Genomic DNA, 25051 nt, shown 5'->3' with positions numbered 1-25051 from the left:
CGCGGACGAGTCGGTCGGGCGGCCGCGTCGTCGCCCCGCGAGGGGCGGCGCCGAGGAACGTCCGGGCTCCGCAGGGCAGGGTGGTGGGTAACGCCCACCCGGGGTGACCCGCGGGACAGTGCCACAGAGAGGAGACCGCCGGGACCGTCCACGGACGGCCCCGGTAAGGGTGAAAGGGTGGTGCAAGAGACCACCAGCACCCCCGGTGACGGGGGTGGCTCGGCAAACCCCACCCGGAGCAAGACCAGACAGGCAGCGTCAGAGGGCGGCCCGCCCGAGCTGCCGGGTAGGTCGCTGGAGGCGTGCGGCGACGCACGTCGGAGATGGATGGTCGCCACCCCACCAGCGCCGGCGACGGCGGTGGGGGACAGAACCCGGCGTAGAGACCGGCTCGTCCGCACCCACGCCGCCGGCCACGCGCCGGGGCCGCAGGCGCTGCGCGACCCGCGGCTCCTGGAGCGCCCTCAGCCCCGGGGCGCGCCCGCGGGATCCCGCCGCTCCGCTCGGGCCGGACGACGGCGCGGCTGCCGCGGGACGGGCACCGGCGCGGGGCGCGGGGCGGCAGCGCGCTCGGCGAGCATCTCGAGCAGCGCGCCCTCGGGCAGGGGGCGCGAGAAGTAGTACCCCTGCGCGCGCTCGCACCCCAGCCTGGCCAGCAGAGCGGCCTCCTCGGCGTGCTCGACGCCCTCGGCCACGCAGCGGAGCCCCAGGGCGCGGGCGAGGTCGAGGACGGCCCGCACCACGGCCAGGCCCTCGCGGTCGCCCATGTCGCGGACGAAGCTGCGGTCGACCTTCAGCTCGTCCACCGGGAGCCGGCGCAGCGACGACAGCGACGAGTAGCCGGTCCCGAAGTCGTCCACGGCGACGGACACGTCGGCGTGCGCCAGCTCCTCGAGCCGCTGGAGGACGGGCGCCCCGCCCGGCAGGAGCATGCTCTCGGTGATCTCGAGCACCAGCGCCTCGGGCGGCAGCCGCGCGTCGCGCAGGGCGTCCCGCACCAGGGCGACGAAGCCCGGGTCGGCGACCTGGCGCGGCGAGACGTTGACGGCGACGGTCGCCGACGGCGCCGTGACCCGCCAGCGCACCGCCGCCCGGCAGGCCTCGCGCAGCACCCACCGCCCCACCGCCGCGATGTCCCCGGTCGCCTCGGCGACCGGCACGAAGACGTCCGGGCCGAGGAGGCCGCGCACCGGGTGCTGCCAGCGCACGAGCGCCTCGGCGCCCAGGACGCGCCCGTCGCGCAGGTCCACGACCGGCTGGTAGTGCAGCACGAGCTCCTCGCGGTCGACGGCGCGGGCGAGGTCGGCCTCGAGCGCCAGCCGGTCGGTGCGCTCGGCGTGCATGCTCGGGTGGAAGACGACGACGGCCCCGCCCCCCTCGGCCTTCGCCCGGTACATGGCGAGGTCGGCCTCTCCGAGCAGCGCGTGGGCGTCGCCCGCGCCGTCCGCGGCCAGCGCCACGCCCACGCTCGCGCCGACGCCGAGCTCGATGCCGAGCGAGCGCAGGGGCGCGGAGACGGCGTGCACCAGGCGCTCGGCGACCTCGACGGCGTGGCCCTCGCTCGTCACGTCCTCGAGCAGGACGGCGAACTCGTCACCGCCGAGGCGGGCGGCCGTGTCGTCCGCGCGCAGGCAGCCCTCGACCCGGGCGGCGCACTCCGCGAGCACGCGGTCGCCGACGGCGTGCCCGTACCGGTCGTTCACCTGCTTGAAGCGGTCGAGGTCCACGAAGAGCAGGGCCGTGCTCCGCCCCGTCGCGTCCCGGCGGGCGAGCGCCCGCTCGAGCCGGTCGAGCAGCAGCGCCCGGTTCGGCAGGCGCGTCAGCTGGTCGTAGAAGGCCTGCCGCGTGATGGCCGCCGTGTCGGCGTCACCGAGGGCGATGCTCGCGTGCGCGGCGAAGGCGGCGAGCAGCCCCTCGGCCGCCTCGACGTCCGCGGGCGCGACACGGGCCAGGAGCGCCCCCAGCGCCCGCCCCTGCAGGTGGACGGGGGCGGCGAGGCGCACCTCGCCACCGACGCGCTCGCTGCTCGTGCCGGGGGCGGTGACGGCCCTGGCGGCGAGCGCGACGAGGTCGTCGCCGGTGGTGGCCGTGAGGGCCGGGTGCGTGGAGGCGACGACGCCGAGCCGGTCGCCGGCGGGGCCGCTCTGGAGCACCAGCGCCACCGGGACGTCGCCGAGCGAGGCGCTCGTCCCGCGGGCGACGAGGTCGAGCACCTCCTCCAGCGGCCGCCGGTGGGAGATGGCCCGCTGGACCTCGAGAAGGGTCGTCAGCAGCATCTCCCGCTCCCGCAGGGCGGCGAGCAGCCGGAGCCGCTCCCCCGCGGTGGCCTCGACCTCGGCGCGGGCGTCGCGCTCGCCCTCGAGGGCGCGCGCGGCGTCCACCGAGACGCCGAGCAGCCGCGCCATGCCCATGACGAGCGCGCGCTCGGCCGGCTCGAACCCGTCGTCGAGACGGGCGACCACGAGCTGGCCGCCCGGTCCGAGGGAGGGCACGGGCATGGCGAGCGCCGTGACGGGGCCCAGGTCCTGGAGGTCGACCGTCGCCGAGCCGCAGGTCCCCAGCGCCCGCACCAGGGGACCGACGTCCGCGCCCGGCGCCCACCCCGTCGAGGAGAGCACCTCCTCGCCGTCCAGCAGCAGCGCCACCTCGGCGTCGATGGTGGTGGCGGCCAGCTCGGCCGCCGCGCCGACGACCTCGGCCTCGGAGCGGCTCGAGGACGTCGCCGCGACGAACTCGACGAGCTGCGCCTGGGACGTCGCGGACGCGGGCACGTCACACCGCCAGCGCGACGAGCGTCTGGTTGTGGCAGCCCGCGTAGCCGCTGGTGCGGGCGATCTCCCCGAAGCTGTGGGACACGGACGTCGCGCTGCCGCCGACCTCCCGCACGGACGCGACCTCCGCGGCGACGCCCTCCTCGCCGAGCAGCTGCCGGCGCGCCACGCAGCTGAAGACGAGGAGCCCGGCCGGCGCGTGGTCGCCCAGGCCCCCGACCGCCTCGTCGCACGCGGTGCGGGCGGCCTCCAGCACCGAGCCCGTGTCGCCCTCCATGAGCCGCACGAGGCCGCCCTGCGGGACGGGCGTGACGAACTGGAGCGTGCGGTTCCGCAGGTCCGCCCCCACCACGACGCGCGCCTCCTCGCGGCGGCGGCGGGCCAGCCCCAGCGGGTGCAGCTGCGCGAAGGCGGCGAAGGCGCTGGCGTCGTAGTGGGCGGCCGACGGCGCGCTCAGGCGGGCGAGGTAGGCGTCGAGCGCCGGCTCGCCGTCCAGCGTCTGCACCTCCAGCCCCGTCGAGCCCGTGACGACGAGGGCGTCGCCCACGGGGCGCATGCCGTGGTGGGCGCCGACGCCGAAGGGGCGGTCGGAGGCGAGGACAGCCGCCACGACGCCGCCGCGGCGCACCTCGCCGCCGTGCAGCAGCGCCGTGCGCTCCCGCCCGACGACCGCCGAGGAGCCGCCGCCGACGACGGGCACGGAGGGCCCGGCGACGTCGTAGACCCCGCGGACCAGCTGGTCCTGGCTGTAGTCCAGCCCGTCGGGGAGCAGGAGGAGCAGGCGGTGCCTCCCGGCGACGTGCTCGAGCGCCCGGGCGACCTCGACGCCCCGGGCGCGCACGTCGGGGTCGCTGCTGGCGGCGGTGGCCGCACGCAGCCCCGACCCTCCGAGGGCGGTGACGACGACGTCCGTGGCGGGCCCCTCCGCGCCGAAGGCGTCCGTCGCGCTGCCGCCGAGCAGGGGCGCCTCCCCCGTCACGGAGCGGACGCCGGCGAGCACCTCGACGTGGTCGAGGTGGCCGGCGGACTGGACGACGACGAGGGCCGGCGCACGGCCCGCCAGCGCGCGGCCGGCCGCCTCGGCGCCGGCGCGCCGCGCGCCCGCGGCGGCGCTCGCCTGGCTCGTCGCCATCCACCGGTCACCGGTCTCCCCCATGGGTGGTCCGTCGTCCGGGTCCCTCCCCCGCTTGAGGAGACCCGGCGCCGGGGCGCCGGAGATCATCCGCGCGGACGCGTCGGCGCCGTCGAGGCCCCGGCCGGGCGGGCGCCGGCAGCCGGACGCGCCGGCGGACCGGGCAGCGGGGACCGGCAGCGCGACCGGGCAGCGCGACCGGGCAGCGTCGGGCGCACCTCCTAGCCTCACCCCATGGCAGGCCTGCAGGACGACGCGCGGCGCCGCCGCTGGGAGCGGCGGGCCGAGTGGCCCCTCACCGCGGCGGCGCTGCTCTACCTCGTCGCCTACGCGGTGCCGATCCTCGAGCCGGACCTCGCCTCGGCCTGGGCCACGACGGCGCACGTCGCCGGGTGGCTGCTGTGGGCCGTCTTCGCCGTCGACCTCGCCGTGCGCCTCGTGCTCAGCGAGGACCGGTGGGGCTTCCTCCGCGGACACCCCCTCGACGTCGCCGTCGTCGTCCTGCCGCTGCTGCGGCCGCTGCGCCTGCTGCGCCTCATCACCCTGCTGCAGGTGCTCAACCGCCACGCCGCCGACAGCCTCCGCGGGCGGGTGGCGGTCTACGTCGGCGGCGCCACCGTCCTCGTCGTCGTCGTGGCCGGCCTCGCCGTCCTCGACGCCGAGCGGGGCGCGCCGGGGGCGCTCATCGAGACCTACCCCGACGCCGTGTGGTGGGCGGTCACGACGATCTCCACCGTCGGCTACGGCGACCTGTACCCCGTGACGGACAGCGGGCGGGCCGTCGCCGTGGGCCTCATGGTCGCCGGCGTCGCGCTCCTCGGGACCGTGACGGCCTCCCTCGCCTCCTGGCTCATCGACCGCGTCCGCGACGTCGAGGCGGAGCAGCAGGCCGCCACCCGCGGCGACGTCCACGCGCTCCGGGCGGAGGTGGCCGCGCTGCGCGAGGAGCTCGCCGCCCGGGCGTCGGGCGGGCCCGGGAGCGCGGGCCCGGTCGCACCGGGGCCGGAGCGCGGGTGAGGGCCCCGTGAGGGGCGCAGTCGGGGGCGCTATCAGGGGCCCGGGCAGGAGCGCGGTCGGAGGTGCGGCGCCCCGCGGGAGGCGGCTTCGCGGCCGCGGACCCGGCGGGTGGCGGCCGCGCCGTCGCGCACCCGACCGGCCGAGCGGCGTCACCCGCGGGGCCGCCGGGCGCTCGTCGGAGCGGGACGAGCGGCCGATGGTTGAAGCATGGAGGACACGGGGGGATGCGGGTGCGCGCGGGAGTACGCGGCGCGCTACCCGGGGATGACGGAGGGCGAGCTCGCCCTGGTGCACGCACCGGTGTGCCCGGTGCGGCTGCAGCGGCTCGAGGGCCGCAGGAGGCGCGACGAGCGCCGGCGCCCCGGCCGCTGACCGCTGACCGCGCCCCGGGACCGTGCCCGGGCCGCTGACCGGGGAGGCGGCGCCGGGCCGGTCGTGCCGCGGCGGGCGCCGTCGCGCACGATGGGCCGGGGCCGCCGCCGGGGCGGCGGAGGGCGGTGGGCAGGTGGAGGTCGTCGTCGTCGGCGCCGGCGTCGGAGGGCTCGCCGCGGCGCGGGGCCTTCACCGTGACGGCCACGCCGTGGTCGTGCTCGAGGAGGCGCCGGCCCTGCGCGCCAGCGGGGGCGCGGTGACGCTGTGGCCGGGGGCGACGGCCGTCCTCGACGACCTCGAGGTCGGCGCCGCGCGGCTGGGCCGGCGGCTCGCGCGCATGGAGCGCCGCTCGCCGGACGGACGTCCGCTGCTGTCCCTCGACCTGCGGGCGGCCGGCGGGGCCGTCGTCACCGTCCCGCGCGGCCACCTCGTCGACGCCCTCGCCGCGGGCGCGACGCGCTCGCTCGTCCGCACCGGCACCCGGTGCGCGGGGCTCAGCGAGGGCGCCGAGGACGAGGACGGAGGCGGCGGGGGGCGCCCTGCGGTGCTCCTCGACGGGGGCGGGCGCGCGGAGGCGGACGTGGTGGTCGGCGCGGACGGCGCCCGCAGCGCCGTCCGCGCGGCGCTGCACGGCGACGCGCTGCGCCCCACGGGGGCGACGACGTGGCAGCTGCCGCCCCTGCCCACCGGGACCGCCGTCGACGACGGGGACACGTGCCTCCTGCTCGTCGGGCGGGCCGGGATGCTCGGGCTCAACCCCTGCGGCGACGGCCTGGTGCAGGTGTGGTGGGACGTCCGTCGACAGCCGGCGTCCGGCGCGGGCGAGGCGCCTGCGGGCGGCGGACCCTTGGACGCTCCCGAGGAGCCGGCGCACCTGCTGCGCCGCCTCTTCGGCGGCTGGCGCGCGCCCGAGGCGCGGGCGGCCCTGGCCCTGCTGGACGACCCGCGGGCGCGGCTCACCGCCTACGAGCGCGGCACCTACCGGGTCCACCGGCCGTGGGGCCGCGGGCGCGCCACCCTCCTCGGGGACGCAGCCCACGCCGTCCCGCCCGCCCTCGCGCAGGGCACCAACCAGGCCCTCGAGGACGCTGCCGCCCTCGCCCGCGCGCTGCGCCGGCCCTCGGCGGCGGCCGACCCGGCGGCGGCGCTGCGCGCCTACGAGCGCGCGAGCCACCCCCGCACGGCGCTCGTCTCCGAGGCGTCGCGGCGGGAGCCCACCGGCCGGGTGCTGCCCGAGGCGCTCCTGCGCGCCGTCCCCGACCGCGCCGCCACCGCCCTCCTGCGGGGCTGGCTGCGGGCGACCAGCGACCGGACGACGGGCGAGCGGACGGCGGGCCACCGGACGTCGGGCGACCGGGCGGCGTGAGGCCGCGCCCTCGGACGGCGCCTCAGGCGGCGGGGACCAGCGAGACCGTCTCCCCGCGCTGGACGAGGCGCAGCTCGCCGGGCAGGCGGCGCCGCCGCCACTCGTCGACGAAGTGCCCGAGCGACGAGCGGAAGACCGTGTAGTCGTCGTAGTGCACGGGGACGGTGACGCGGGGCGCGAGCATCTGGACGACGTCGGCGCCCTGCCGGGCGTCCATCGTCACGAGCAGCCCGAGCACGCGCGTGCCGCCGAGGTGGAGGACGGCCGCGTCGAGCGGTCCGTGGCGCTCGACGACCTCGTGCAGGAAGGGGCGGCGGAGGGTGTCGCCGCTGACCCAGAGGCGGTGGACGAGCGCCGGCTCCGCGGCGCCCTCGCCGTGGAGGAGCTCGTAGACGGTGCCCATGACGTCGGGCAGGACCCGCGCCACCGGCCCCGGCCCGTGCGTGCCCGGCGTCGCGGTGATGCGCAGCGTCCAGCCGTCGCGCCGCAAGACCGTCGTCTCCCACGTCGCCAGCCCGCGCGCCGCCGAGAAGCCCCAGCGCTGCAGCCGCTCGGCGGCCTGCCCGGTGGTGAGGACGGGCAGGTCCCGCGCGAGACCGCGCCGGGCGACCCGGTCGAAGTGGTCCCCGTGCAGGTGGCTGAGCACGACGCCGTCGAGTCCGGGCAGCTCGTCCACCCTCATCGCCGGCTCGGACAGGCGCGTGCTGACGAGCCCGTACCCGAGCCAGGCGCGCTGGCCGCGGTGGAGGAAGTTGGGGTCCGTCAGCACCGTGAACGGCCCGAGCCGCAGGACGGTCGTCGCCGTCCCGACGAAGTGGGCGGTCGCGACCGGCGCAGCCCCGCGCGGGTCGAGCAGCTCGGTCGTCACCGTCGGACCTCCCCGTCGCGGCCCGCCGGGACCGGGGCACCGGCTCGTCCTCCGTCGTGCCGGGCGTCTGCGGTGCCGTGCCGTCGCGCAGCCATCACGGTGCTCCTCACGGGCGCACGGGCCGCGCCGCCGTCTCCAGCGCCGACCCGTCGGAGGCCCCACGCTGCGCTCGCGGGGCGGACCCGGCAAGCGGGCCCGCCCCACGGGCGCCACAGCGCCCCCGTGGTGCGCAGGCTCAGCGCGCGCCGGAGAGCACCGCGGTGCGCGTCAGCGCCTCGCGGGCCGCGGCGCCGTCGTCCGCGAGCAGGGCGCGCGCGCCGGCTCCCGGCACGGGCGGCGGGAACGCCGGCACGTCCTGGCCGCACACGGCTCCGCTCGGCGGCGCCTCGACGTCGACGAGGTACCGCGTCACCAGCGCGTCCGCGCAGGAGCTGACGCCGAGGGTCGTGTGGCCGACGCCCTCCACGGTGAGCAGCCGACCGTCGGGGAAGGAGGCGGCGTACGGCGCCGTGAACCCGTAGGCCGTCGCCGGGTCGAAGCGGGTCCCGGCCACGAGCACGGGGATCTCCGTCGCCTGCTCCCACGGCCCGAGGTAGGCGTCGGGGTCGTCGGCGCCCAGGCCCTCGCACTGCAGGCCCACCCAGGCGCGGTAGGGCCCGAAGTGGGGGGCGACGTCCTCCTGCGCCGCCGCGATCGCCGCGTAGGCCGAGCGGCGGCCCGGGCGCGCCGTCTCGGCGCAGAGGCTCGCCAGGTTGCCGCCGAAGGAGGCGTACTCCTCGCCGACCCGGGCTCCGGGCGCCGGCGCCGCTCCCGCGGGCGCGAGCAGACCCGCGTCCGCCAGCGCCCCGAGCACATCGCCGGCGCGCACGAGCGCCCGCTCGCGCGTCGCCCCCGTCGTCACCTGCTGCAGCACCGCCACCTCGGCGAGCAGCTGGTCGGCGAGGGGGAAGGTGGCCGAGCTGTAGAGGAGGGGGAAGAGGCTCGCGACGGTGGTCGCGTAGTCCAGGACCACGGGCGCGGCCCCGGGGACGGGCACGACGAGCGGCTCGGCGCGCAGGCCGGCGAGGGCCTGCTCGGCGACGTCGGCCGGGTCGCCCAGCGAGGCGAGCAGGCACGAGCCGGGCCCGGCCTCGGCGCAGAGCCGCAGGAGCTCGGCGAAGGTCTGGCTGGCGGCGACGCCCTGGCCGGTGCGGACGCCGACCGACAGCGGGTCGCGCCCGCTCGGGTCGCCGACCCAGGCCGCCGGGTCGAGGGTCCCGTCGATGAAGAGGGCGCGCGCCCGGGTCGGGAACAGCGCCGCGTAGGTGGCGCCGAGGACGGAGCCGTAGCTGTAGCCCGCGTAGGTGAGCCCCTCGTCGCCGACCGCCTGGCGCAGGAGGTCCATGTCGCGGGCCACGTTCGCCGTCGAGGACGAGTCGAGGCGCTCGCCCGCCGTCACGCCGCAGCGCGTCGACAGGCGCGCGTTCGCGCCGAGGTAGGGCGCCACCTCGGCCTCCGTGACGGGGAAGGCGATGGGCGGCAGGCCGAGGAGGAAGTCCTCCTCCGCCTGCGCCGTGCGGAAGCAGGTCGCCGGCGTCGACCGGGCGACGCCCCGCGGGTCGAAGCCGAGGACGTCGAAGCGGGCGCGCACCTCGGGCGAGTAGGCCACCTGCGCGGCCTGCTGGACGAAGTCGACGCCGGAGCCCCCCGGCCCGCCGGGGTTCGTGAACAGGGTGCCGATGCGCCCCGCGGGGTCGGAGGCCGGCAGCTTCGTCAGGGCGATGCTGCTCGTGGGCCCCTCGGGCCGGTCGTAGTCCTCGGGCACCTCGGCCCGCGCGCAGAGGAAGGGCTCGAGACCGGCGCCGCAGGGCCGCCAGTCCAGCGCGGGGACGGGGGCGCTCACGCCGCCGGTGCTCAGGTCCCCGGTGGTCAGGTCCGTGGTGGCCACGGGAGCCGCGGCCACCGGCGCGCGGCCGGGAGCAGCCGCCGCCGAGGGCAGCGTCGTCGTGAGCAGGGCGGCGGTGAGGGCTGCGGCAGCGCCCCGACGAGCGGTGGGGCGAGCGGTGCGGCGAGGGGTGGGGGCCACGTCCGGTCCTCCGGGTCGGTCGACACCGGACGGGCCGCCCGGCACTGGCGACGCTAGGACGCCCCACCTGCCCGGTGCGTCCGCCGACGGGCGGATCGTCACGCTCCCCCGAGCGGCCGACCCCAGCCGGGCGGGAGGGGGTCCGCCCGGCCGGGGACCGCGTCAGCGGCGCGGGCCGGCCGGCGAGGCGAGCAGGCGGGCGCCGCGGGCGGCGTCGCGCGCCAGGTCACCGGTGCCCGCGTGGGAGAGCGGCACGCGGAGGCGGCGCGGCACGGCCTGGCGTCCGAGGGCGACGACCCAGGCGGTGAGGCCCAGCAGCAGGAAGAAGGTGAAGGTGAAGGTCACGAGGGCTCCTCCTCGGAGGTCGTCGGGGTGCGCGAGCGACTGCCGCGCACGGCGTCCCGGCGTGCGGGACGGCGACCACCACGCGCCGACGCGGGCGTGGACCACCTCGGCGCGCCGTCGCAGCCCCCAGTGTCCGCGTTGTCAACCTTCCCGTCCAGCGACCCTGTCCGAGCGGTACCGTTCACCTCTGCTGACCGTTCGAAGGAGGCGGACCGTGCTCGACGTCCACCGGCTCCGCCTGCTCCACGAGCTCGACCGCCGCGGGACCCTCGCCGAGGTCGCCGCCGCCCTCGGGTACAGCAGGTCCGCTGTCTCGCAGCAGCTCTCACAGCTGCAGCGCGAGGCCGGGGCTCAGCTGCTCGAGCCGGCCGGCCGGCGCGTGCGGCTCACCGCGGCGGGCCGGGTGCTCGTGGGCCACGCGGACGCCGTCCTGGCGCAGCTCGAGCAGGCGGAGGCGGACCTCGCCGCCCTCGGGTCCACGGCGCGCGGCACCCTGCGGGTCGCCGCCTTCGCCTCCGTCCTGCTCTCGCTCGTGCCCGACGCGCTCACCTGGCTGGCGGAGCACCACCCCGACCTGCGCGTCGAGCTCGTCGAGCAGGAGCCCGCACCGGCGCTGTCGGCCCTCACCGCCCACGACGCCGACCTCGTCCTCGGCGAGGAGTACCCGGGATCGCCGACCGTCCGCTCCCCCGGCGTCGACGTCGAGGACCTCCTCCACGACGAGTTCCGCCTCGCCGTGCCGCTCGAGGGCCCGCTGGCCGGCCGGGGCCACCGCCTGGAGGACCACGCGGACGTCCCGTGGGTCATGGAGCCGCCGCGCCTGGACCCGGGCCGCTGGGCGCTGGCCCGCTGCCGCGAGGCGGGCTTCGAGCCCGACGTGCGGATCGTCACGAGCGACGTCCTCCTGCACGCCCACCTCGTGGCCTCCGGCCACGCGGCGGCCCTCGTGCCGGACCTCGTCCGCGCCGGGAGGACGCCGGGGGTCGTCCTCCACCGCCTTCCGGAGCGCCCGCGGCGCCGCCTCTTCACCGCCGTGCGGCGAGGTGCCGCCACGAGCCCGGGCGTCCGGGCGCTGCGGGAGAGCCTGCGCGTCGCCGTCGACGCGGCCGGCGCCTGACCTGCGCGCCCCCTCCCGAGGGCGAGCCGACGACGACTCGCCGCTCGTGCGCCCCTCCCCGGGGCGAGCCGGCGACGACTCGCCCCTGAGGCGCCCGCGTCGGGGGCGAGCGGGCGACGACGCGTCCGGGAGCGGCGACGGCGGTCCGTAGGCTCCGGCCGTGCTCGTGCTGCTCCCGCCGTCCCAGGGCAAGACCGGCGCCGCGGAGGGCGAGCCCGTCGACCTGCGCGCCCTCTCCTCCCCCGGCCTGACGCCGACCCGCCGCCGGGTGCTCGGCGCGGCGGCCCGGCTGAGCCGCACCCGCGCGGGCCGCGAGGCCCTCGGCGCCGGCAGCGAGCAGCTGCGCCCGGAGGCCGAGCGCACCACCCGCTGGCGCACGGAGCCCGCCGTCCCGGTGGCCGAGCTCTACACCGGCGTCCTCTACGACGCCCTCGACCTCGCCTCCCTCGACGACGGCGCCCGCCAGCGCGCCGACGAGCGGCTCCTCGTCTCCTCGGCGGCGTGGGGCGCCCTGCGGCTCGACGACCGCGTGCCGCCGTACCGGCTGTCCATGGGGGTCGCCCTGCCCGACCTGGGCGGGCTGGCCGCGCTGTGGCGCGAGCCGCTGCGCGCGGCCCTCGACCCCCTGGCGGCGGGCCGCCTCGTCGTCGACTGCCGCTCCGCCGACTACGCCGCGGCCTGGACCCCGCGCGGCGAGACGGCCTCCCGGACGGCGTCCGTGCGGGTCCTGCGCGAGAGCGACGGGAAGCGGTCCGTCGTCTCCCACATGGCCAAGCACACGCGCGGCCTCGTCGCGCGGGCCTGCGCCCTCGAGCCGTCGGCGCCCGCGACGCCGGAGGAGCTGCGCGACCTGCTCGCCACCGCCCTGCCGCCCCTGGTGCGCGACGCCACGGCCGCGTCCGTGCGGGGCGCCGACGAGGTCGCTGTCGAGCTCGGCACCCCGGCGAGGGACAGGCGCCGTGCGCTCGACGTCGTCCTGCGGTGACGCTCTCGCCGGTCTCCGGCGCCGGGCCGCGGTGCCGCTCCGGGGTGGACCGGCAGCGGTGCACCGCTGCGCCCGAGACCCCGTGCTGACGTGAGGGCCGCCTTCCAGCGACCGTCCGCCCGCGGCGGCGTCTGGCTGCTGCTCGCGGGGGCGGGCGGGCTGGCCCTGGTGAGCGGCGCGCTGAGCGAGGACGGCGCCCGCGACGTGGTCGGGCGGACGGCGCCCGTGCTGCTCTTCGTGCTCGGCATCACCGTGGTGGCGACGCTCGCCGACCGCGCCGGCGTCTTCGCCGCCGCGGCCGCGCGCCTCGCCGTCCTCGCGGGCGGCCGGCGCTTGGTGCTGTGGTTGTCCGTCGTCGCCCTGGCGACGGCGTGCACCGCCGTCCTGTCGCTCGACACGACCGCGGTGCTGCTGACACCGGTCGTGCTCGTCCTGGCCCGGCGCACCGGCACCCCGCCGATGCTCCTCGCGATGACGACGGTCTGGCTGGCCAGCACCGCGTCGCTGCTGCTGCCCGTGGCCAACCTCACCAACCTCCTCGCGGTGGCCGGTCCCGGGCTCCCCGGCGGGGAGGAGCAGTTCCTGCGGCTCGCGCTGGCGCCCGCCGTCGTCGGCGTGCTCGTCACCGTGGCCGTCCTCGCGCTGCTCGGGCGGCCGGCGCTGCGCGGCCGCTACGACCCGGCGCTCGTGCCGCCGCCGGTCGTCGCGGACCGCGGCGAGCTGGTCCTCGCGTCGGTCGTCTGCGTGCTGCTCGCGCCCGCCCTGGCGGTGCTGCCGCTCGTCGGCGTCCCCGTCGAGGTGCCCGCCCTCGTGACGGCCTCGGTCCTGCTCGCGGCGGCCCTCCGCCGCCGCGCCTCGCTGCGCGGCCTCACCGACCTCCCCCTCCTCGTCGGCGTCCTCGGCCTCTTCCTCCTCGTGGCCGCCGCCGGCGAGCACGGCCTCACGGCGCCCCTCGCGGTCGCCGCCGGCGACGGCGACGGCTTCGGCGGGCTGCTGCGCCTGGCGGCCGTCGGCGCCGTCGGCGCCAACCTCGTCGACAACCTGCCCGCCTACCTGGCCCTGGAGCCCGTCGCCGGGAGCCCGGAGCGCGTCGTCGCCCTCCTCGTCGGCGTCGGCCTGGGCCCGCTCGTCACGCCGTGGGCGTGCCTGGCCACGCTGCTGTGGGCGCGGGCGTGCCGCGAGGCCGGCGTGCCCGTCGACTGGTGGCGCTTCGCCGCCCGCGGGCTCGTGCTCGTGCCGGTCGTCGTGGTCGCCGCCGTGGCGGCCCTCGCCGTGCGTCCCGCCTGACCCCCGCCTCACCTGTTCGACGCTCGTGACGGTGCACGGTCACGAGCGTCGAACAGGTCCACCGCCTCCCGGTCGGGCCGAGCCTCAGCGACCCCGCGCGACGTCGTACAGCGCGTCGAAGCGCTCCCGGACGGCGACGTAGTGCTCCGCCCGCTCGGCCCGGGGCTCGAAGACGCCCGCGACCGGCGGGTCGGCGCGGACGACATCGGGCGCCAGCGCCTCGAGCGCCAGCAGCGCCGTGCCGCGCAGCGTCATCCGCTTGAGGTCGACCCGCTGCACGGGGGCGCCGATGGCGTCGGCGACCAGCTGCAGCAGGTGCGGCAGGCCCTGCGTGATGCGCCCCGAGGCGACGAGGCGCTCGGGGCGGCCCGCCACCTCGACGAGCTGCTCGACGACGCGGGCGTACGTCGTCGCGACGCCCTCGGCGCTGCCGCGGAACAGGGCCTCGGGCGTCGTGCCCGCGGAGACGTCGGCGACGACGGCGCGGGCGCTCGCCGCCCAGCCGGTGCTCCGCTCGCCGGACAGGAAGGGCACGACGGCCGGCGTCCGCGGGTCCGGGTCGGCGGCGAGGACGGCGTCGAGCGCCGCGTCGTCCTCGGGCAGCCGCAGGGTCGCCTGCGCCCACGCCACGAGCCGGCCGACGTCGTTGACGGCGCCCCCGAGCAGGCTGCGCCGCGCGTCGACCCGGTAGCACCACAGGCCCTCGGGGACGTGCTCGGGCACGCCGGGGACGAGCACCCGCACGGCCCCGCTCGTGGCCGCCGCGAGCGCCATCGACGCGGCGTCGCCCGCCCCGGTGCCGAGGTTGCTCGAGAGGCCGTCGGCGACGGCCGGGAACCAGGCGGCGTGCGCGAGCGCCGGCCAGCGGCGGGCCACGCGTGCGGCGTCGACGCCGTCGATCGGCACGCCGGGGTCCTGCACCGGCGAGAGGCGCTGCGCCGTCGTGCCGCTCGCGGCGAGCAGCTCCTCGTCCCAGCGACCGGTGCGGCGGTCGAGCATGCCCGTCCAGGCCGCCGTCGGCGTGCTCGCCGCGGTGGCGCCGAGCAGCCGGAGGTGGACGTACTCGCCGAGCGACATCCACGTCCTCGCGCGCGCGACGACGTCGGCGCGGGTCTCGGCCAGCCACCGCAGCCGGGGCGCGAGGTAGCTCGTGTGCAGGCGCGTGCCCGTGCGCTGCTGCACGGCGGCCTCGTCGAGCTCGGCGCGCAGCGGGGCGACGTGGGCCGCGGCGCGGGCGTCGGCGTAGGTCGAGCAGGGCCCGAGCGCGCGCCCGTCCGCGTCGACGCCGACCAGCGAGGTGGCGAAGGTGTCGAGCGCCACGCCCGCCACGGGCGGGCCCTCGTGGTGGTCGAGGAGGCGGGTGACGACGTCGGCGACCTCGTCGACCACCTGGTCGGCGTCGATCTCCGAGGTGCCGTCGGCCCCCGTGGTGAAGGCGTGGGCGACTTTGGCCCGGCGACCGACCGGCCGCCCGGTCGCGTCGTGGATCGCGCCGCGCGTCGCCGTCGACCCCACATCCAGCGCCAGCACGAGCGGCTCCTGCGCCGCTCCCGGCGCCACGGCGAACTCGTCGCGTCCCATGGCCGACCTCCCCTCGTCGAGGAGCCGAACCTACGGGGCCTCGACCCCCCGGTGCCCGACTCGCCAGCGCCCGACGCGCCAGGGCCCGACGCGCCGGGCCACCGGCTACAGCCGCTGGCCGCCCGTCAGCTCGACGGTCGCCCCGTTCGCCCACCCGAAGGCGTCGTCGAGGAGGAGCGCGACGGCCCCGCCGACGTCCTCGGGGCGGCCGACCCGCCCGAGCGGGATGCTCGCCGCGACGGCGGCGTTGACGCCCGGGTCGTCGCGCACCATCCCGCCGGAGAAGTCGGTGGCGATGGCGCCGGGGACGACGGTGTTGACGCGGATGCGCCGCTCCCCCAGCTCGACCGCCTGGTAGCGCGACATCACCTCGACGCCGGCCTTCATCACGGCGTAGGCCGACGAGCCCGGCACGACGAAGTGCGCCAGCCCGCTGGAGACGTTGAGGACCCGGCCGCCGTCCGCGAGCACGGGCAGCATCGCCTGGGTGAGGAAGTACGGCGCTCGCAGGTGCACGGCGAGGACCTCGTCGAACTGCTCTTCCGTCGTCTCGGCGAAGGACGCGTGCAGGGCCGTGCCGGCGTTGTTGACGAGGTGGTCGACCCGGTCGCGGCCGAAGCGGGCGGCGGCGGCGCGGACCGCGTCGACGAACGCCGGGTACTCGGCCGTGCGGGCCGTGTCGAGCCGCAGCACCTCGACGCGGTCGGCGCCGTGGGCCTCGACGAGCGAGCGGGCGGCGGCCTCGTCGCTGCGGTAGGTGCCGATGACCCGGGTGCCCCGGGCCAGCAGGTGCTCGGCGGTGCTGCGGCCGAGGCCGCGACCGGCCCCGGTGATGACGGCGATCTTCTCGGTCGCGGGTCCGGTGCCCGCCGGTGCCGTGGTGCTCATGGGTCCTCCTCCTGGGTGGGTGCGGCCCGCTGCGGGCCGTGGGGGCGACGGACCCTCCCGCGCCCGGACCCCCTGTGCCGCAGCAGCCTGCGCCCCGCGTCTGGGCGGCGGAAGGGACGGCTCGTCCAGGGACCGCCGGTCCCTGGCTGGTGCCCCGTCGGGCGGGGGATGCTGCGCCCGTGCACCGATCCGAGCTCGCCGACTTCCTCCGGCGGCGCCGCGAGGCCCTGCAGCCCGCCGACGTCGGGCTGGCGACGACGGCCCGACGGCGGACGCCCGGGCTGCGCCGCGAGGACGTCGCCGGCCTCGCGGGCATCTCCAGCGACTACTGGGCGCGGCTGGAGCAGCAGCGCGGCCCGCAGCCGTCGCCCCAGGTGCTGCTCGCCGTCGCCCGGTCCCTGCGGCTCACCCAGGACGAGCGCGACCACCTCTTCCGCCTCGCCGGGCACCCGGCGCCCGAGCGCACGAGCCGGTCCGAGCACGTGCACCCGGCGCTCCTGCGGGTGCTCGACCGGCTCCACGACACGCCGGCGCAGGTCGTCGACGACCTCGCGCGCACGCTCGTCCAGAACCCCGGCGCCCGAGCGCTCCTCGGGGACCAGACGGCGCTGAAGGGCCTCTCGCGCAGCGCCGTCTGGCGCTGGTTCGCGGGCGACCAGGAGGAGCGCGCCCGCTACGCGGCCCGCGACCACGAGCGCCAGGGCCGGGTCTGGGCGGCCGACCTGCGCGCCGCGCTCGGGCGCGACGCCGCTCCGCCCGCGCAGCGCCTGGTCGCGGAGGTGCTGCGGGTGAGCCCCGAGTTCGCAGAGGTGTGGGCGCGGCACGAGGTCGCGGTCCGCGCCGAGCAGCGGAAGGTCCTCGTCCACCCCGACCTCGGCGAGATCGACCTCGACTGCCAGGTGCTGCACACCTCCGACCGCAGCCAGGCGCTGCTCGTCTTCACCGCGACGCCGGGCACGCCCGACGCCGAGAAGCTCGCCCTGCTGTCGGTCTGGGCGACCGGGTGGCCGGCGGTTGAGCCGACCACCCGGGCCCCGGAGGTGGGGCCTGGGCAGGAGCGCGCCGTCGTGCGACGATCCGGGCGCTGGTGACACGAGTCACCGGGTGACGCCCTCGACGAGGAGGACCACGTTGCGACACCAGCTCCCTCGACCCGGACGGACGGGACGGCGCGCCGCCGCCCTGACCGCCGGTCTCCTGCTCACCGGCGCCCTCGGCGCCGGACCCGCGGCCGCAGCGCCGCCGCAGCCCCCCACGTCGGACCTCGGTCCGAACGTCACGGTCTTCGACCCGAGCATGCCGACGGCGGAGATCCAGGCTCGGGTCGACGAGGTCTACGCCCAGCAGTTCACCAACGAGTTCGGCACCGAGCGCTACGCGCTGCTCTTCCGCCCCGGCACCTACGGCACCGACGCCGAGCCGCTGCAGGTGAAGGTCGGCTACTACACCGAGGTCGCCGGCCTCGGCGCCTCGCCGGACGACGTCACCATCAACGGCAAGGTCGAGGTCTACAACCGCTGCCGCCCGAACGCCGACGGCAGCCCCAACTGCATCGCCCTCGACAACTTCTGGCGCACCGTGTCCAACCTCCACATCGCCGTGAACGCGGCCGGGCAGGACGGCTGCCGCTCGACGGCCAACTTCTTCGCCGTCTCGCAGGCCTCGCCGATGCGGCGCGTGCACGTCACCGGCGGCACGCTCTCGCTGATGGACTACTGCACCGACGGGCCGCAGTTCGCGAGCGGCGGCTTCATGGCCGACACCGTCGCGGGCGACGTCGTCAACGGCTCGCAGCAGCAGTGGCTCACCCGCAACAGCTCGATCGGCTCGTGGTCCAACGGCGTCTGGAACCAGGTCTTCTCCGGCGTCGAGGGCGCCCCGAGCGAGGAGGGCTTCCCCACGCCGCCGTACACGGTGCTCGACGAGACGCCGCTCAGCCGCGAGAAGCCCTGGCTCTGGGTGGACGGGCAGGGCCGGTACCAGGTCCGCGTGCCCGCGGCGCACCGCGGCACCCGCGGCGCCTCCTGGGAGCAGGACGTGACGGAGGGCCGCACCCTGCCGCTGTCGTCCTTCTACGTCGCCACGCCCCGCAGCGCCGTCAAGGACATCAACACGGCCCTCGCGCGCGGCAGCAACCTGTTGCTCACGCCGGGCGTCTACGACGTCGACCGCACCATCGCCGTCAAGCGGGCCGGCACCGTCGTGCTCGGCCTCGGCCACGCCACCCTCACCGCGGTCGGCGGCGCCGTGCCCCTGACCGTCGCCGACGTCCCCGGCGTCGTCGTCGCGGGCGTCACGATCGACGCCGGCACCGTCGAGTCGCCGGTGCTGCTGCAGGTGGGGTCGAAGAACGGGAACGCGGGCCGGGCCCACCGCGGGGCCGACGACCCGACGACCCTGTCGGACGTCTTCTTCCGCGTCGGCGGGCCCCACGTCGGCAAGGTGGACACCGCGCTCGAGGTCAACAGCGACGACGTGCTCGTCGACCACACGTGGGTCTGGCGCGGTGACCACGGCGTCGAGGACTTCTCCGGCGGCTTCCTCGGCGACGACGAGCGCTGGGCCGTCAACACCGGCCGCCAGGGCGCCGTCGTCAACGGCGACGACGTCACCGCGACCGGCCTCTTCGTCGAGCACTTCCAGCGGGTCAACACCACCTGGAACGGCGAGCGCGGCACCGTGGTGCTCTACCAGAACGAGCTGCCGTACGACCCGCCGACGCAGGCGGACTGGACGCAGCCCGACGGCACGCTCGGCTACCCCGGCTACCGGGTGGCGGACTCGGTGCGGACGCACCGCCTCTACGGCGGCGGGTCGTACGTCTACAACCGCAACAACCCGAGCATCGTGACGGAGAACGGGTTCGAGGCGCCGACGACGCCGGGCGTCCAGCTGCACCACCTGCTCACCGTCAACCTCGGCGCGGGCACCATCCGCCACGTCGTCGAGGGCGTCGGCGGCCAGGTGGACGACACGAACACCGGTACGCCGCAGTACGTCGCGGACTTCCCCGTCCGCTGACCTCCTGAGCACCTGGGCTCCTCAGGTCCGGCGCCCCTGCGTCCGGGGACGCGCAGCCGTGCTCGCGAGAGCGATCCGCACGGCTGCGCGTCCCCGGACGCGCTCGCGCTCAGCCGGACTCGCGCACCACGAGCTCCAGGAGGTCTGGCGGCGCGGGGGGTGCGTCCCCGCCCTCAGCGCCGTCGTCGATGCCGGCGACCAGCCGGGCGACGAGGTGGGCCACCTGCCGGTCGACGGACTGCGCGACCGTCGTCAGCGGCGGCGCGGCGAGCCGGGCCAGGGGCACGTCGTCGACGCCGACGACGGCGAGGTCGTCGGGCACCCGCAGGCCCTCCTGCCGGACGCCCGCGAGGACGGCGAGGGCGACCTCGTCGTTGTACGCCGCCACCCCCGTCACGGCGTCGCCCGCCGACCGCCACGCGCGCACGGCCGCGGCCGCCGACGTCGCCTCCAGCTCCACCTCGCGGACCACCGGGGCGGGCAGGTCGAGCTCCGCGCACGCGGCGCGCACGCCGGCGAGCCGCTGGTCGGCGAAGGCCGCGACGCGCCGGTCCGCCGGGTAGGCGTAGCCGAGGGGGCGGCGGCCCGTGGCGGCGAGGTGCTCGGCCTGGAGACGACCGGCGCGCACCTGGTCGCCGGCGAAGGGGGCACGGCCCCCGCCCTCGGCCGCCGCCGTCGTCAGGACCTGGATGCCGGCGCGCCGCATGGCCGCCTCGTCCTCGGGGGCGAAGGCGGTGAGGCCGACGACGGCGCGGACGTCGACGGCGCGCCACAGGTCGGCGAGGGGGCGGCGGTCGCGCCCGTGGTGGGCGAGCAGGGCCATGCCCCGCGCGGCCAGCTCCTCGGTGAGGTCCTCGAGGAGGACGTCGACGACGGGCCCGATCGGCCAGTCGGGCAGCACGCAGAGCACGAGGTCGCTGCGACCGGTGCGCAGGGCGCGGGCCGCGGCGGACGGCGCGTACCCGAGCCGGCGCGCCGTCTCGACGACGCGCTCGCGGGTCGCCTCGGAGATCGAGGCGTCGCGGCGGCCGTTGAGCACGTAGCTGACCGTGGTGCGCGAGACGCCGCTGGCGCGCGCGACGTCGGCGCTCGTCGTCCGGGCCACGCGCTCTCCTCCGCCGGGGACCGGACCGTCCGGACGCCCGGCGCGGATGCTCCCACGGCGGTCACGTCCGAGGGCGTGCTCGTCAGGGGCCGGGCGTGCCGGACGGGCCGGTGGTGGCGGGCGGGCGGCCGTGCATGACGGGCGCCCGCCCGACGGTCACTCGACGGGCGCCGGCACCGCAGCGGCGACCTCGGCGCCGACCGCAGAGCCGACCGCAGCGCCGACTTCGACGCCGACCTCCGGGCCGACCGGCTCGCGGACGGCGGGCACGTGCGCGGCCACGGCCTCGTCGGCGTGCGGGAGCAGGGGCGCGATGAGCGCGCCGTAGAGGTCGGGGCGCCGGTCGCCCCACAGGTGCCCGTGCCGGCCGAGCCGGCGGTCGCGGACGGCCTGCAGGTCGACCGTCGCCCAGGCGACGCCCTCGCCCGCGACGTCCTCGCTGAGCACCCAGCCCTCGGCGCCGACGACGGCGGAGCCCTCGCTCCACTCGACGCCGCGCTCGACGCCGGTCCGGTCGCTGCACGCGACGACGACGTGGTTGGCGCGCGCCGCCCCCATGGCCGCGACCTGGCCGATCGGCCGCTCCCCCGGAGGCCGGTAGCCGGCCGCCCAGTTCGTCGGGACGGCGATGAGGTCGGCGCCGGCGAGCGCCGCCGTGCGCGGCCACTCGGGGAAGCCGAGGTCGTAGCAGATGAGCGCGGCGACGCGGCCGTGCGCCGTCTCGACGACGGGCGGCGGGGCGTCACCGGGCGAGAAGAGGTGCCGCTCGGCGTCCCAGAGGTGCACCTTGCGGTAGACGGCGCGCACGCCGGCCGCGTCGACGACGGCCGCGCTGTTGTGCAGGCGCCCGTCCTCGGCCAGCTCGAGGAAGCCCCCGACGACCACGGCGCCCGGCCGGGCGCTGCCGGCCTCGGCCCACCCGGCGAGCACCGGGGAGGTCGCGGGGATGGCCACCGACCGCGCCTCGTGGACGTCGGCCAGCACGTAGCCGCTCGTCACGAGCTCGGGCAGCACGACGACGTCCGCACCGTCGAGGACGGCGGCGGTGATGGCCGCGGCCGAGCGAGCGGCGTTGGCCGCGAGGTCGAGCAGGACCGGGGCGACCTGGACGGCGGCGACGCGCGTGCCCCGCCAGCCCCCCGTATCGGAGCCCGGCTCGTAGAAGGTGGTGATGTGGCTCACGGCGGGCTCCTTCCGGCTGAGGGTCGCCCGGCGCGTCGTGCGTCGCCGGACGTCGTCCACGTCGTCGTGGTGGCGGGACGGTAGCCCCTCCATCGCCCTCCGCGCGCCCTCCCTGAGGCCCCGCCATCCACTGTTCACGGCGCGCTACACGACCGTTACACGGCGGGGCTCCGGAGGGGCTCGACGAGGCCCCTCCGGCCGCTGCGGGCCGGGGATGACGACGCCCCGACGCGCCGCTTGTGGCGGCGCTCCGGGGCGTCGTGGGACTGCGCCCAGAGGGTGTCGATCAGCTGGGCGGTGTCGATCAGCTGGGGGTATCGATCAGCTGGGCGGGGCCGCCTGCGCGGGCTGGGGCTCGCTGATGCGGTCGGCGCGGGCCAGGGCCTCGCGGACGTCCTCGGCGCTGCCGCGGGAGGGCTTCATGACGTCGCCGTCGGTCGCGTACGGCATGACGTACACGGGGCGGCCGTTCTCCGAGCGCCAGCTGTCGTCGAGCCCGCCCCCGTCGACGACGTCGTAGCCCATCGCGTCGAGGAAAGCCGTCACCTCGCCCTTGGCGCCGGCGTGGTCGCCGAAGACCGGCAGCGCGCTGCGCTCCTCGCCCTGCGGGCGCCCGAGCTGGCCGAGGGCGACGAAGAAGATGTTGTTGAAGGCCTTGACCACGTGCGAGGCCTGCAGGTGCTCCTGCAGCAGGCCGCTCGTCGTCACCTCGGCGTGGTCGAGGGCGTCGACGTGCCCGTCGCGGTCCGGGTAGTAGTTGTTCGTGTCGATGACCGTCTTGGCGGCCAGCGGCGCCGCCGGGACGGCCTGGTAGGCGTGCAGCGGGACGGTGACGACCACGAGGTCGCCCGCCTCCGCGGCCTCCGTCGCCGTCGCGGCCCGCGCCCGGGGGCCGAGCTCGCCGACGAGGTCGGACAGCGTCTCCGGGCCGCGCGAGTTGGAGAGCACCACGTCGTAGCCGGCGTCCACGGCCAGTCGCGCGACGGTGCTGCCGATGTTGCCGGCCCCGATGAGTCCGATCGTCGTCATGCCCGGGGCAACGACCATCCCGCGGCGTCTCTTCCGCGTGATGGACCGCGGATCGATGGGAGCTGTGCGCCGAGGACGCGGTGCGCCGCGCCCTCGGCGCACCGTTCGACCCGTCGCGCCGACGCTCAGGCCATCCGGAGGACGTTCCCCGTCACCCGGTCCGCCGCCTCCGAGGCGAGCCACGCGATGACGCGGGCCGGGTCGTCGGGCCCGGCCACGCCCATCCACCGGTCGTCCGCCGCGACGGCGTCGCGCACCTCGTCGGTGACCCAGCCGGTGTCCGTGACGGGCGGGTGGACAGCGTTCGCGGTGACGCCGAAGCGCGACAGCTCGAGCGCCGCCGACAGCGTCAGGCTGACGAGCGCGGCCTTCGCGGCGCCGTAGGACACCTCGCCGGGGAACCCCTCGACGCCACCGGACGTCAGCGTGACGATCCGCCCCCAGGTGCCGCCGCGCACCTGCAGGCGGACGGCGAAGTCCGCGATGAGGGCCGCCCCGGCGCGCGCGTCGACGGCGAGCTGGCGGTCGAAGCTCTCGACGGTGAGCCCGTGCTGCGGCCGGCCCGCCCAGTCGCGCGCCTGGGGGCGGAAGGTGTCGAGCAGCGACGCCGTGGCGTTGTGGACGAGCACGTCGACGGGCCCGAGCGCGGCCTCGGCGCGGTCGAAGAGGGCCGGGACGACGTCCGCGTCGGAGAGGTCGGCGGCGACGGCCAGCGCGGTGCCGCCGTCGGCGCGGATCGCGGCGACGACGCCGTCGGCGTCGGAGGCGTGCGCGCGCCGCGAGCCCTCCTCGGCCTCGGGGTCGTCGAAGGCGAGGAAGGTGAGGAGGACCGCGCACCCGTCGGCGGCCAGGCGCCGCGCGGTGGCGGCGCCGATGCCGTGGTTGGCGCCCGTGACGAGGGCGACATGGCGGTGAGGGGAGGCGGGCACGCGCGGACGCTACGTGGCGCCCGTCGCACGGTCGAGGGACTTCTCGCGCCGACGACGTCAGCCGTGGGCTGAGGACGCGGTCAGCCGCGTCCTCGGCGCACCGCTCCCCCCACCCGGTCTCTCGGGCGGGGCGCCCCGGCCGTCAGCCCGGCAGCGCCTGCGCCAGGTCCTCGAGCAGGTCGTCGGCGTCCTCGAGCCCCACCGACAGCCGCACGAGCCCGTCGGTGATGCCGACGCGCGCGCGTCCCTCCGGCCCGAGCCGGCGGTGCGTCGTCGTCGCGGGGTGCGTGATGAGCGACTTGGAGTCGCCGAGGTTGTTGGAGATATCGACGACGCGCAGCCCGTCGAGCAGCCGGAAGGCCGCGTCCTTGCCGCCGTCGAGCGTCATCGTGACGACCGTGCCGCCGCCGCTCATCTGCGCGCGGGCGAGGTCGGCCTGCGGGTGGCTGTCGAGGAAGGGGTAGACGACGGACCGCACGCCGGGCTGCCCCTCGAGCCACCGCGCGATCCGCTCGGCCGAGGCGACCTGGCGCTCGACCCGCATCGCCAGCGTCTCGAGGCCCTTCGTCAGCACCCACGCGTTGAAGGGAGACAGCGACGGCCCCGTGTGCCGGATCAGCGTCTCGACGCCGCCGGTGAGCAGCTCGACCGGCCCGAGGATGGCCCCGCCGAGGGTGCGGCCCTGGCCGTCGATGTGCTTCGTCGTCGAGTAGACGACGACGTCGGCGCCCATCTCCATCGGCTTCTGCAGCACCGGGGTGGCGAAGACGTTGTCGACGACGACCGTCGCGCCGACCGCGTGCGCCATCTCGGAGACGCGGCGGACGTCGACGACCTCCTGCATGGGGTTCGACGGCGTCTCGAAGAAGACCGCCGTGGTCGGCTGCGCGAGCGCGGCCTCCCACTGGTCGAGGTCGGCGCCGTCGACGAAGACCGTCTCGACGCCCCAGCGCGGGAGGATCTCGTCGAGGATGACGAAGCAGGAGCCGAAGAGGCTGCGGGCGGCGACGACGCGGTCACCCTGCCCCAGCAGCGCCGCGAGCGCCGTGAAGACCGCGGACATGCCGGACGCCGTCGCCACGCACGCGGGCGCGCCCTCGAGCAGCCGCAGCCGCTCCTCGAACGTCGCGACCGTCGGGTTGCCGTAGCGGGAGTACACGAACCGGTCGAGGTCCCCGGAGAACGCCGCCTCCGCCTCGGCGGCCGAGCCGTAGACGTAGCCCGACGTCAGGTACAGCGCCTCGGCCGTCTCGGAGAAGCCCGAGCGCTCGAGACCGCCACGGACGGCGAGGGTGTCGGGGCGCAGCCGACGGGCGCCGTCCCCCGCCGACGGGTCGTCGGAGGCCGCGGCCGCCGGGTCGAGCGGGAAGACGGCGTCGTCGGCGCCCCCGGTGGGCGGGGTCACCCCTGCCGCCACGGCAGCCCGTCGGCGCGCCAGCCGCGCACCCCGCGGTGGTGGTGGTCGTCCGTCGGGCCCTCGAAGCCGTCGAGGACGTTGTACGCCGGGCCGAGGCCCGCCGTCGTCGCCGCCTGCGCCGCGCCGACGGAGCGCACGCCCGAGCGGCAGAGGAAGACGACGGGCGTCCCCTCCCCCACGCCGGCGTCGGCGAGCTCGGCGAGGAAGGAGGGGTTCCGCTCGCCCGTCGGGAAGTGCTGCCACTGGACGCCGAGGACGTCGCGGCCCACCGACGACAGGTCCGGCACGCCCACGTAAGCCCACTCGGCGTCGGTGCGGACGTCGACGAGGACGGCGCGCTCGTCACCGGCGAGCAGGTCCCAGGCCTCGCGGGGCGTGACGTCGCCCGCGTAGGAGCCGTCCGCCGGCGGGGTGCCGACGGGGCCGGGGGCGGCGGCGTCCGGCGTCGCCTCGGGGGCGACCTCCCCGCGCCCTGCGGCGTCCGGGCTGCTGCTCCCGCTCACTGGTGCACCTTCTTCCTGTCCGGGCCCCAGGCAGGCAGGGTTCGGGCGCACCCCTGGTCCCCACCGGGCCA

20 protein-coding genes, 1 other RNA gene and 1 pseudogene are annotated in these 25051 nt (G+C 77.7%); 9 read left to right on the top strand and 13 right to left on the bottom strand.

The window, feature by feature from the left end:
• Window positions 1–6: 6 nt before the first annotated feature.
• Window positions 7–398, top strand: an RNA gene (rnpB, locus tag Q0789_RS07610) — RNase P RNA component class A.
• A 66-nt stretch (window positions 399–464) separates the two neighbouring features.
• Here the strand turns inward: rnpB and Q0789_RS07605 are convergent.
• Window positions 465–2771, bottom strand: coding sequence for an EAL domain-containing protein (locus tag Q0789_RS07605; RefSeq protein ID WP_298803796.1), 2307 nt, complete (start codon window positions 2769–2771; stop codon window positions 465–467).
• A gap of 1 nt (window position 2772) precedes the next feature.
• Complete coding sequence (locus tag Q0789_RS07600) at window positions 2773–3927, bottom strand: FIST N-terminal domain-containing protein (RefSeq protein WP_298803794.1); 1155 nt, start codon at window positions 3925–3927, stop codon at window positions 2773–2775.
• Between the two features lie 210 nt (window positions 3928–4137).
• Here Q0789_RS07600 and Q0789_RS07595 point away from each other — a divergent pair, with 210 nt between their 5' ends.
• From Q0789_RS07595 to Q0789_RS07585, 3 genes are all read left to right on the top strand, one after another.
• A complete protein-coding gene (locus Q0789_RS07595) occupies window positions 4138–4920 on the top strand; it encodes a potassium channel family protein (protein WP_298803792.1) in 783 nt (260 codons plus the stop codon).
• Window positions 4921–5127: 207 nt separating this feature from the next.
• On the top strand, window positions 5128–5292 hold the full coding sequence (locus Q0789_RS07590) for a hypothetical protein (RefSeq protein ID WP_298803790.1): 165 nt from the start codon (window positions 5128–5130) through the stop codon (window positions 5290–5292).
• Between the two features lie 133 nt (window positions 5293–5425).
• Window positions 5426–6658, top strand: coding sequence for an NAD(P)/FAD-dependent oxidoreductase (locus Q0789_RS07585; RefSeq protein WP_298803788.1), 1233 nt, complete (start codon window positions 5426–5428; stop codon window positions 6656–6658).
• A 22-nt stretch (window positions 6659–6680) separates the two neighbouring features.
• On the opposite strand, the gene Q0789_RS07580 is transcribed toward Q0789_RS07585, so the two are convergent.
• From Q0789_RS07580 to Q0789_RS07570, 3 genes are all read right to left on the bottom strand, one after another.
• Complete coding sequence (locus Q0789_RS07580; RefSeq protein WP_298803786.1) at window positions 6681–7526, bottom strand: MBL fold metallo-hydrolase; 846 nt, start codon at window positions 7524–7526, stop codon at window positions 6681–6683.
• Between the two features lie 235 nt (window positions 7527–7761).
• Window positions 7762–9591, bottom strand: a complete 1830-nt coding sequence (locus Q0789_RS07575) for an alpha/beta fold hydrolase (RefSeq protein ID WP_298803784.1) — start codon at window positions 9589–9591, stop codon at window positions 7762–7764.
• A gap of 162 nt (window positions 9592–9753) precedes the next feature.
• Window positions 9754–9936: a hypothetical protein gene (locus Q0789_RS07570; protein ID WP_298803782.1), complete on the bottom strand. Its 183-nt coding sequence runs from the start codon at window positions 9934–9936 to the stop codon at window positions 9754–9756.
• Window positions 9937–10150: 214 nt separating this feature from the next.
• Between Q0789_RS07570 and Q0789_RS07565 the strand changes: the two genes are divergently transcribed.
• From Q0789_RS07565 to Q0789_RS07555, 3 genes are all read left to right on the top strand, one after another.
• On the top strand, window positions 10151–11053 hold the full coding sequence (locus Q0789_RS07565) for a LysR family transcriptional regulator (protein WP_298803780.1): 903 nt from the start codon (window positions 10151–10153) through the stop codon (window positions 11051–11053).
• 160 nt (window positions 11054–11213) lie between these two features.
• A complete protein-coding gene (locus Q0789_RS07560; protein WP_298803778.1) occupies window positions 11214–12038 on the top strand; it encodes a peroxide stress protein YaaA in 825 nt (274 codons plus the stop codon).
• 90 nt (window positions 12039–12128) lie between these two features.
• Window positions 12129–13325, top strand: coding sequence for an SLC13 family permease (locus Q0789_RS07555; RefSeq protein ID WP_298803777.1), 1197 nt, complete (start codon window positions 12129–12131; stop codon window positions 13323–13325).
• A gap of 84 nt (window positions 13326–13409) precedes the next feature.
• Here the strand turns inward: Q0789_RS07555 and Q0789_RS07550 are convergent, their stop codons facing one another.
• Window positions 13410–14906: an FGGY family carbohydrate kinase gene (locus tag Q0789_RS07550; RefSeq protein ID WP_298803774.1), complete on the bottom strand. Its 1497-nt coding sequence runs from the start codon at window positions 14904–14906 to the stop codon at window positions 13410–13412.
• A 105-nt stretch (window positions 14907–15011) separates the two neighbouring features.
• On the bottom strand, window positions 15012–15794 hold the full coding sequence (locus Q0789_RS07545; protein ID WP_298803772.1) for an SDR family NAD(P)-dependent oxidoreductase: 783 nt from the start codon (window positions 15792–15794) through the stop codon (window positions 15012–15014).
• Between the two features lie 179 nt (window positions 15795–15973).
• Between Q0789_RS07545 and Q0789_RS07540 the strand changes: the two genes are divergently transcribed.
• Together Q0789_RS07540 and Q0789_RS07535 are read left to right on the top strand one after the other, a co-directional pair.
• Window positions 15974–16885 (top strand): helix-turn-helix transcriptional regulator, encoded by a 912-nt coding sequence (locus tag Q0789_RS07540; RefSeq protein WP_298803770.1) that lies wholly within the window; start codon window positions 15974–15976, stop codon window positions 16883–16885.
• Between the two features lie 91 nt (window positions 16886–16976).
• On the top strand, window positions 16977–18815 hold the full coding sequence (locus Q0789_RS07535) for an adenylyl cyclase (protein WP_366917677.1): 1839 nt from the start codon (window positions 16977–16979) through the stop codon (window positions 18813–18815).
• Window positions 18816–18924: 109 nt separating this feature from the next.
• Here Q0789_RS07535 and Q0789_RS07530 read toward each other — a convergent pair whose 3' ends face one another.
• The 6 genes and pseudogenes from Q0789_RS07530 to Q0789_RS07505 all read right to left on the bottom strand — a co-directional run.
• Window positions 18925–19920: a LacI family DNA-binding transcriptional regulator gene (locus Q0789_RS07530; protein WP_298803766.1), complete on the bottom strand. Its 996-nt coding sequence runs from the start codon at window positions 19918–19920 to the stop codon at window positions 18925–18927.
• 156 nt (window positions 19921–20076) lie between these two features.
• Window positions 20077–21102, bottom strand: a complete 1026-nt coding sequence (locus tag Q0789_RS07525) for a nitrilase-related carbon-nitrogen hydrolase (protein WP_298803764.1) — start codon at window positions 21100–21102, stop codon at window positions 20077–20079.
• Window positions 21103–21423: 321 nt separating this feature from the next.
• Window positions 21424–22131: an NAD(P)-binding domain-containing protein gene (locus tag Q0789_RS07520; protein ID WP_298803762.1), complete on the bottom strand. Its 708-nt coding sequence runs from the start codon at window positions 22129–22131 to the stop codon at window positions 21424–21426.
• A 125-nt stretch (window positions 22132–22256) separates the two neighbouring features.
• Window positions 22257–23060 carry an SDR family NAD(P)-dependent oxidoreductase gene (locus Q0789_RS07515; RefSeq protein ID WP_298803760.1) on the bottom strand — a complete coding sequence of 268 codons (804 nt, stop codon included), beginning with the start codon at window positions 23058–23060 and terminating at the stop codon, window positions 22257–22259.
• A 142-nt stretch (window positions 23061–23202) separates the two neighbouring features.
• The gene (locus tag Q0789_RS07510; protein WP_366917676.1) at window positions 23203–24366 is read right to left on the bottom strand and encodes an O-succinylhomoserine sulfhydrylase; all 1164 of its coding nucleotides are present in this window, start codon (window positions 24364–24366) and stop codon (window positions 23203–23205) included.
• Between the two features lie 95 nt (window positions 24367–24461).
• A pseudogene (locus Q0789_RS07505) lies at window positions 24462–24872 on the bottom strand (rhodanese-like domain-containing protein); the annotation flags it as partial.
• Window positions 24873–25051: the final 179 nt, after the last annotated feature.

This window comes from uncultured Pseudokineococcus sp. (genome assembly GCF_947499845.1).
Lineage (GTDB): Bacteria > Actinomycetota > Actinomycetes > Actinomycetales > Quadrisphaeraceae > Pseudokineococcus.
Note: the sequence above shows the minus strand (reverse complement) of the source record. Positions and strands in the feature narration are given on the sequence as shown.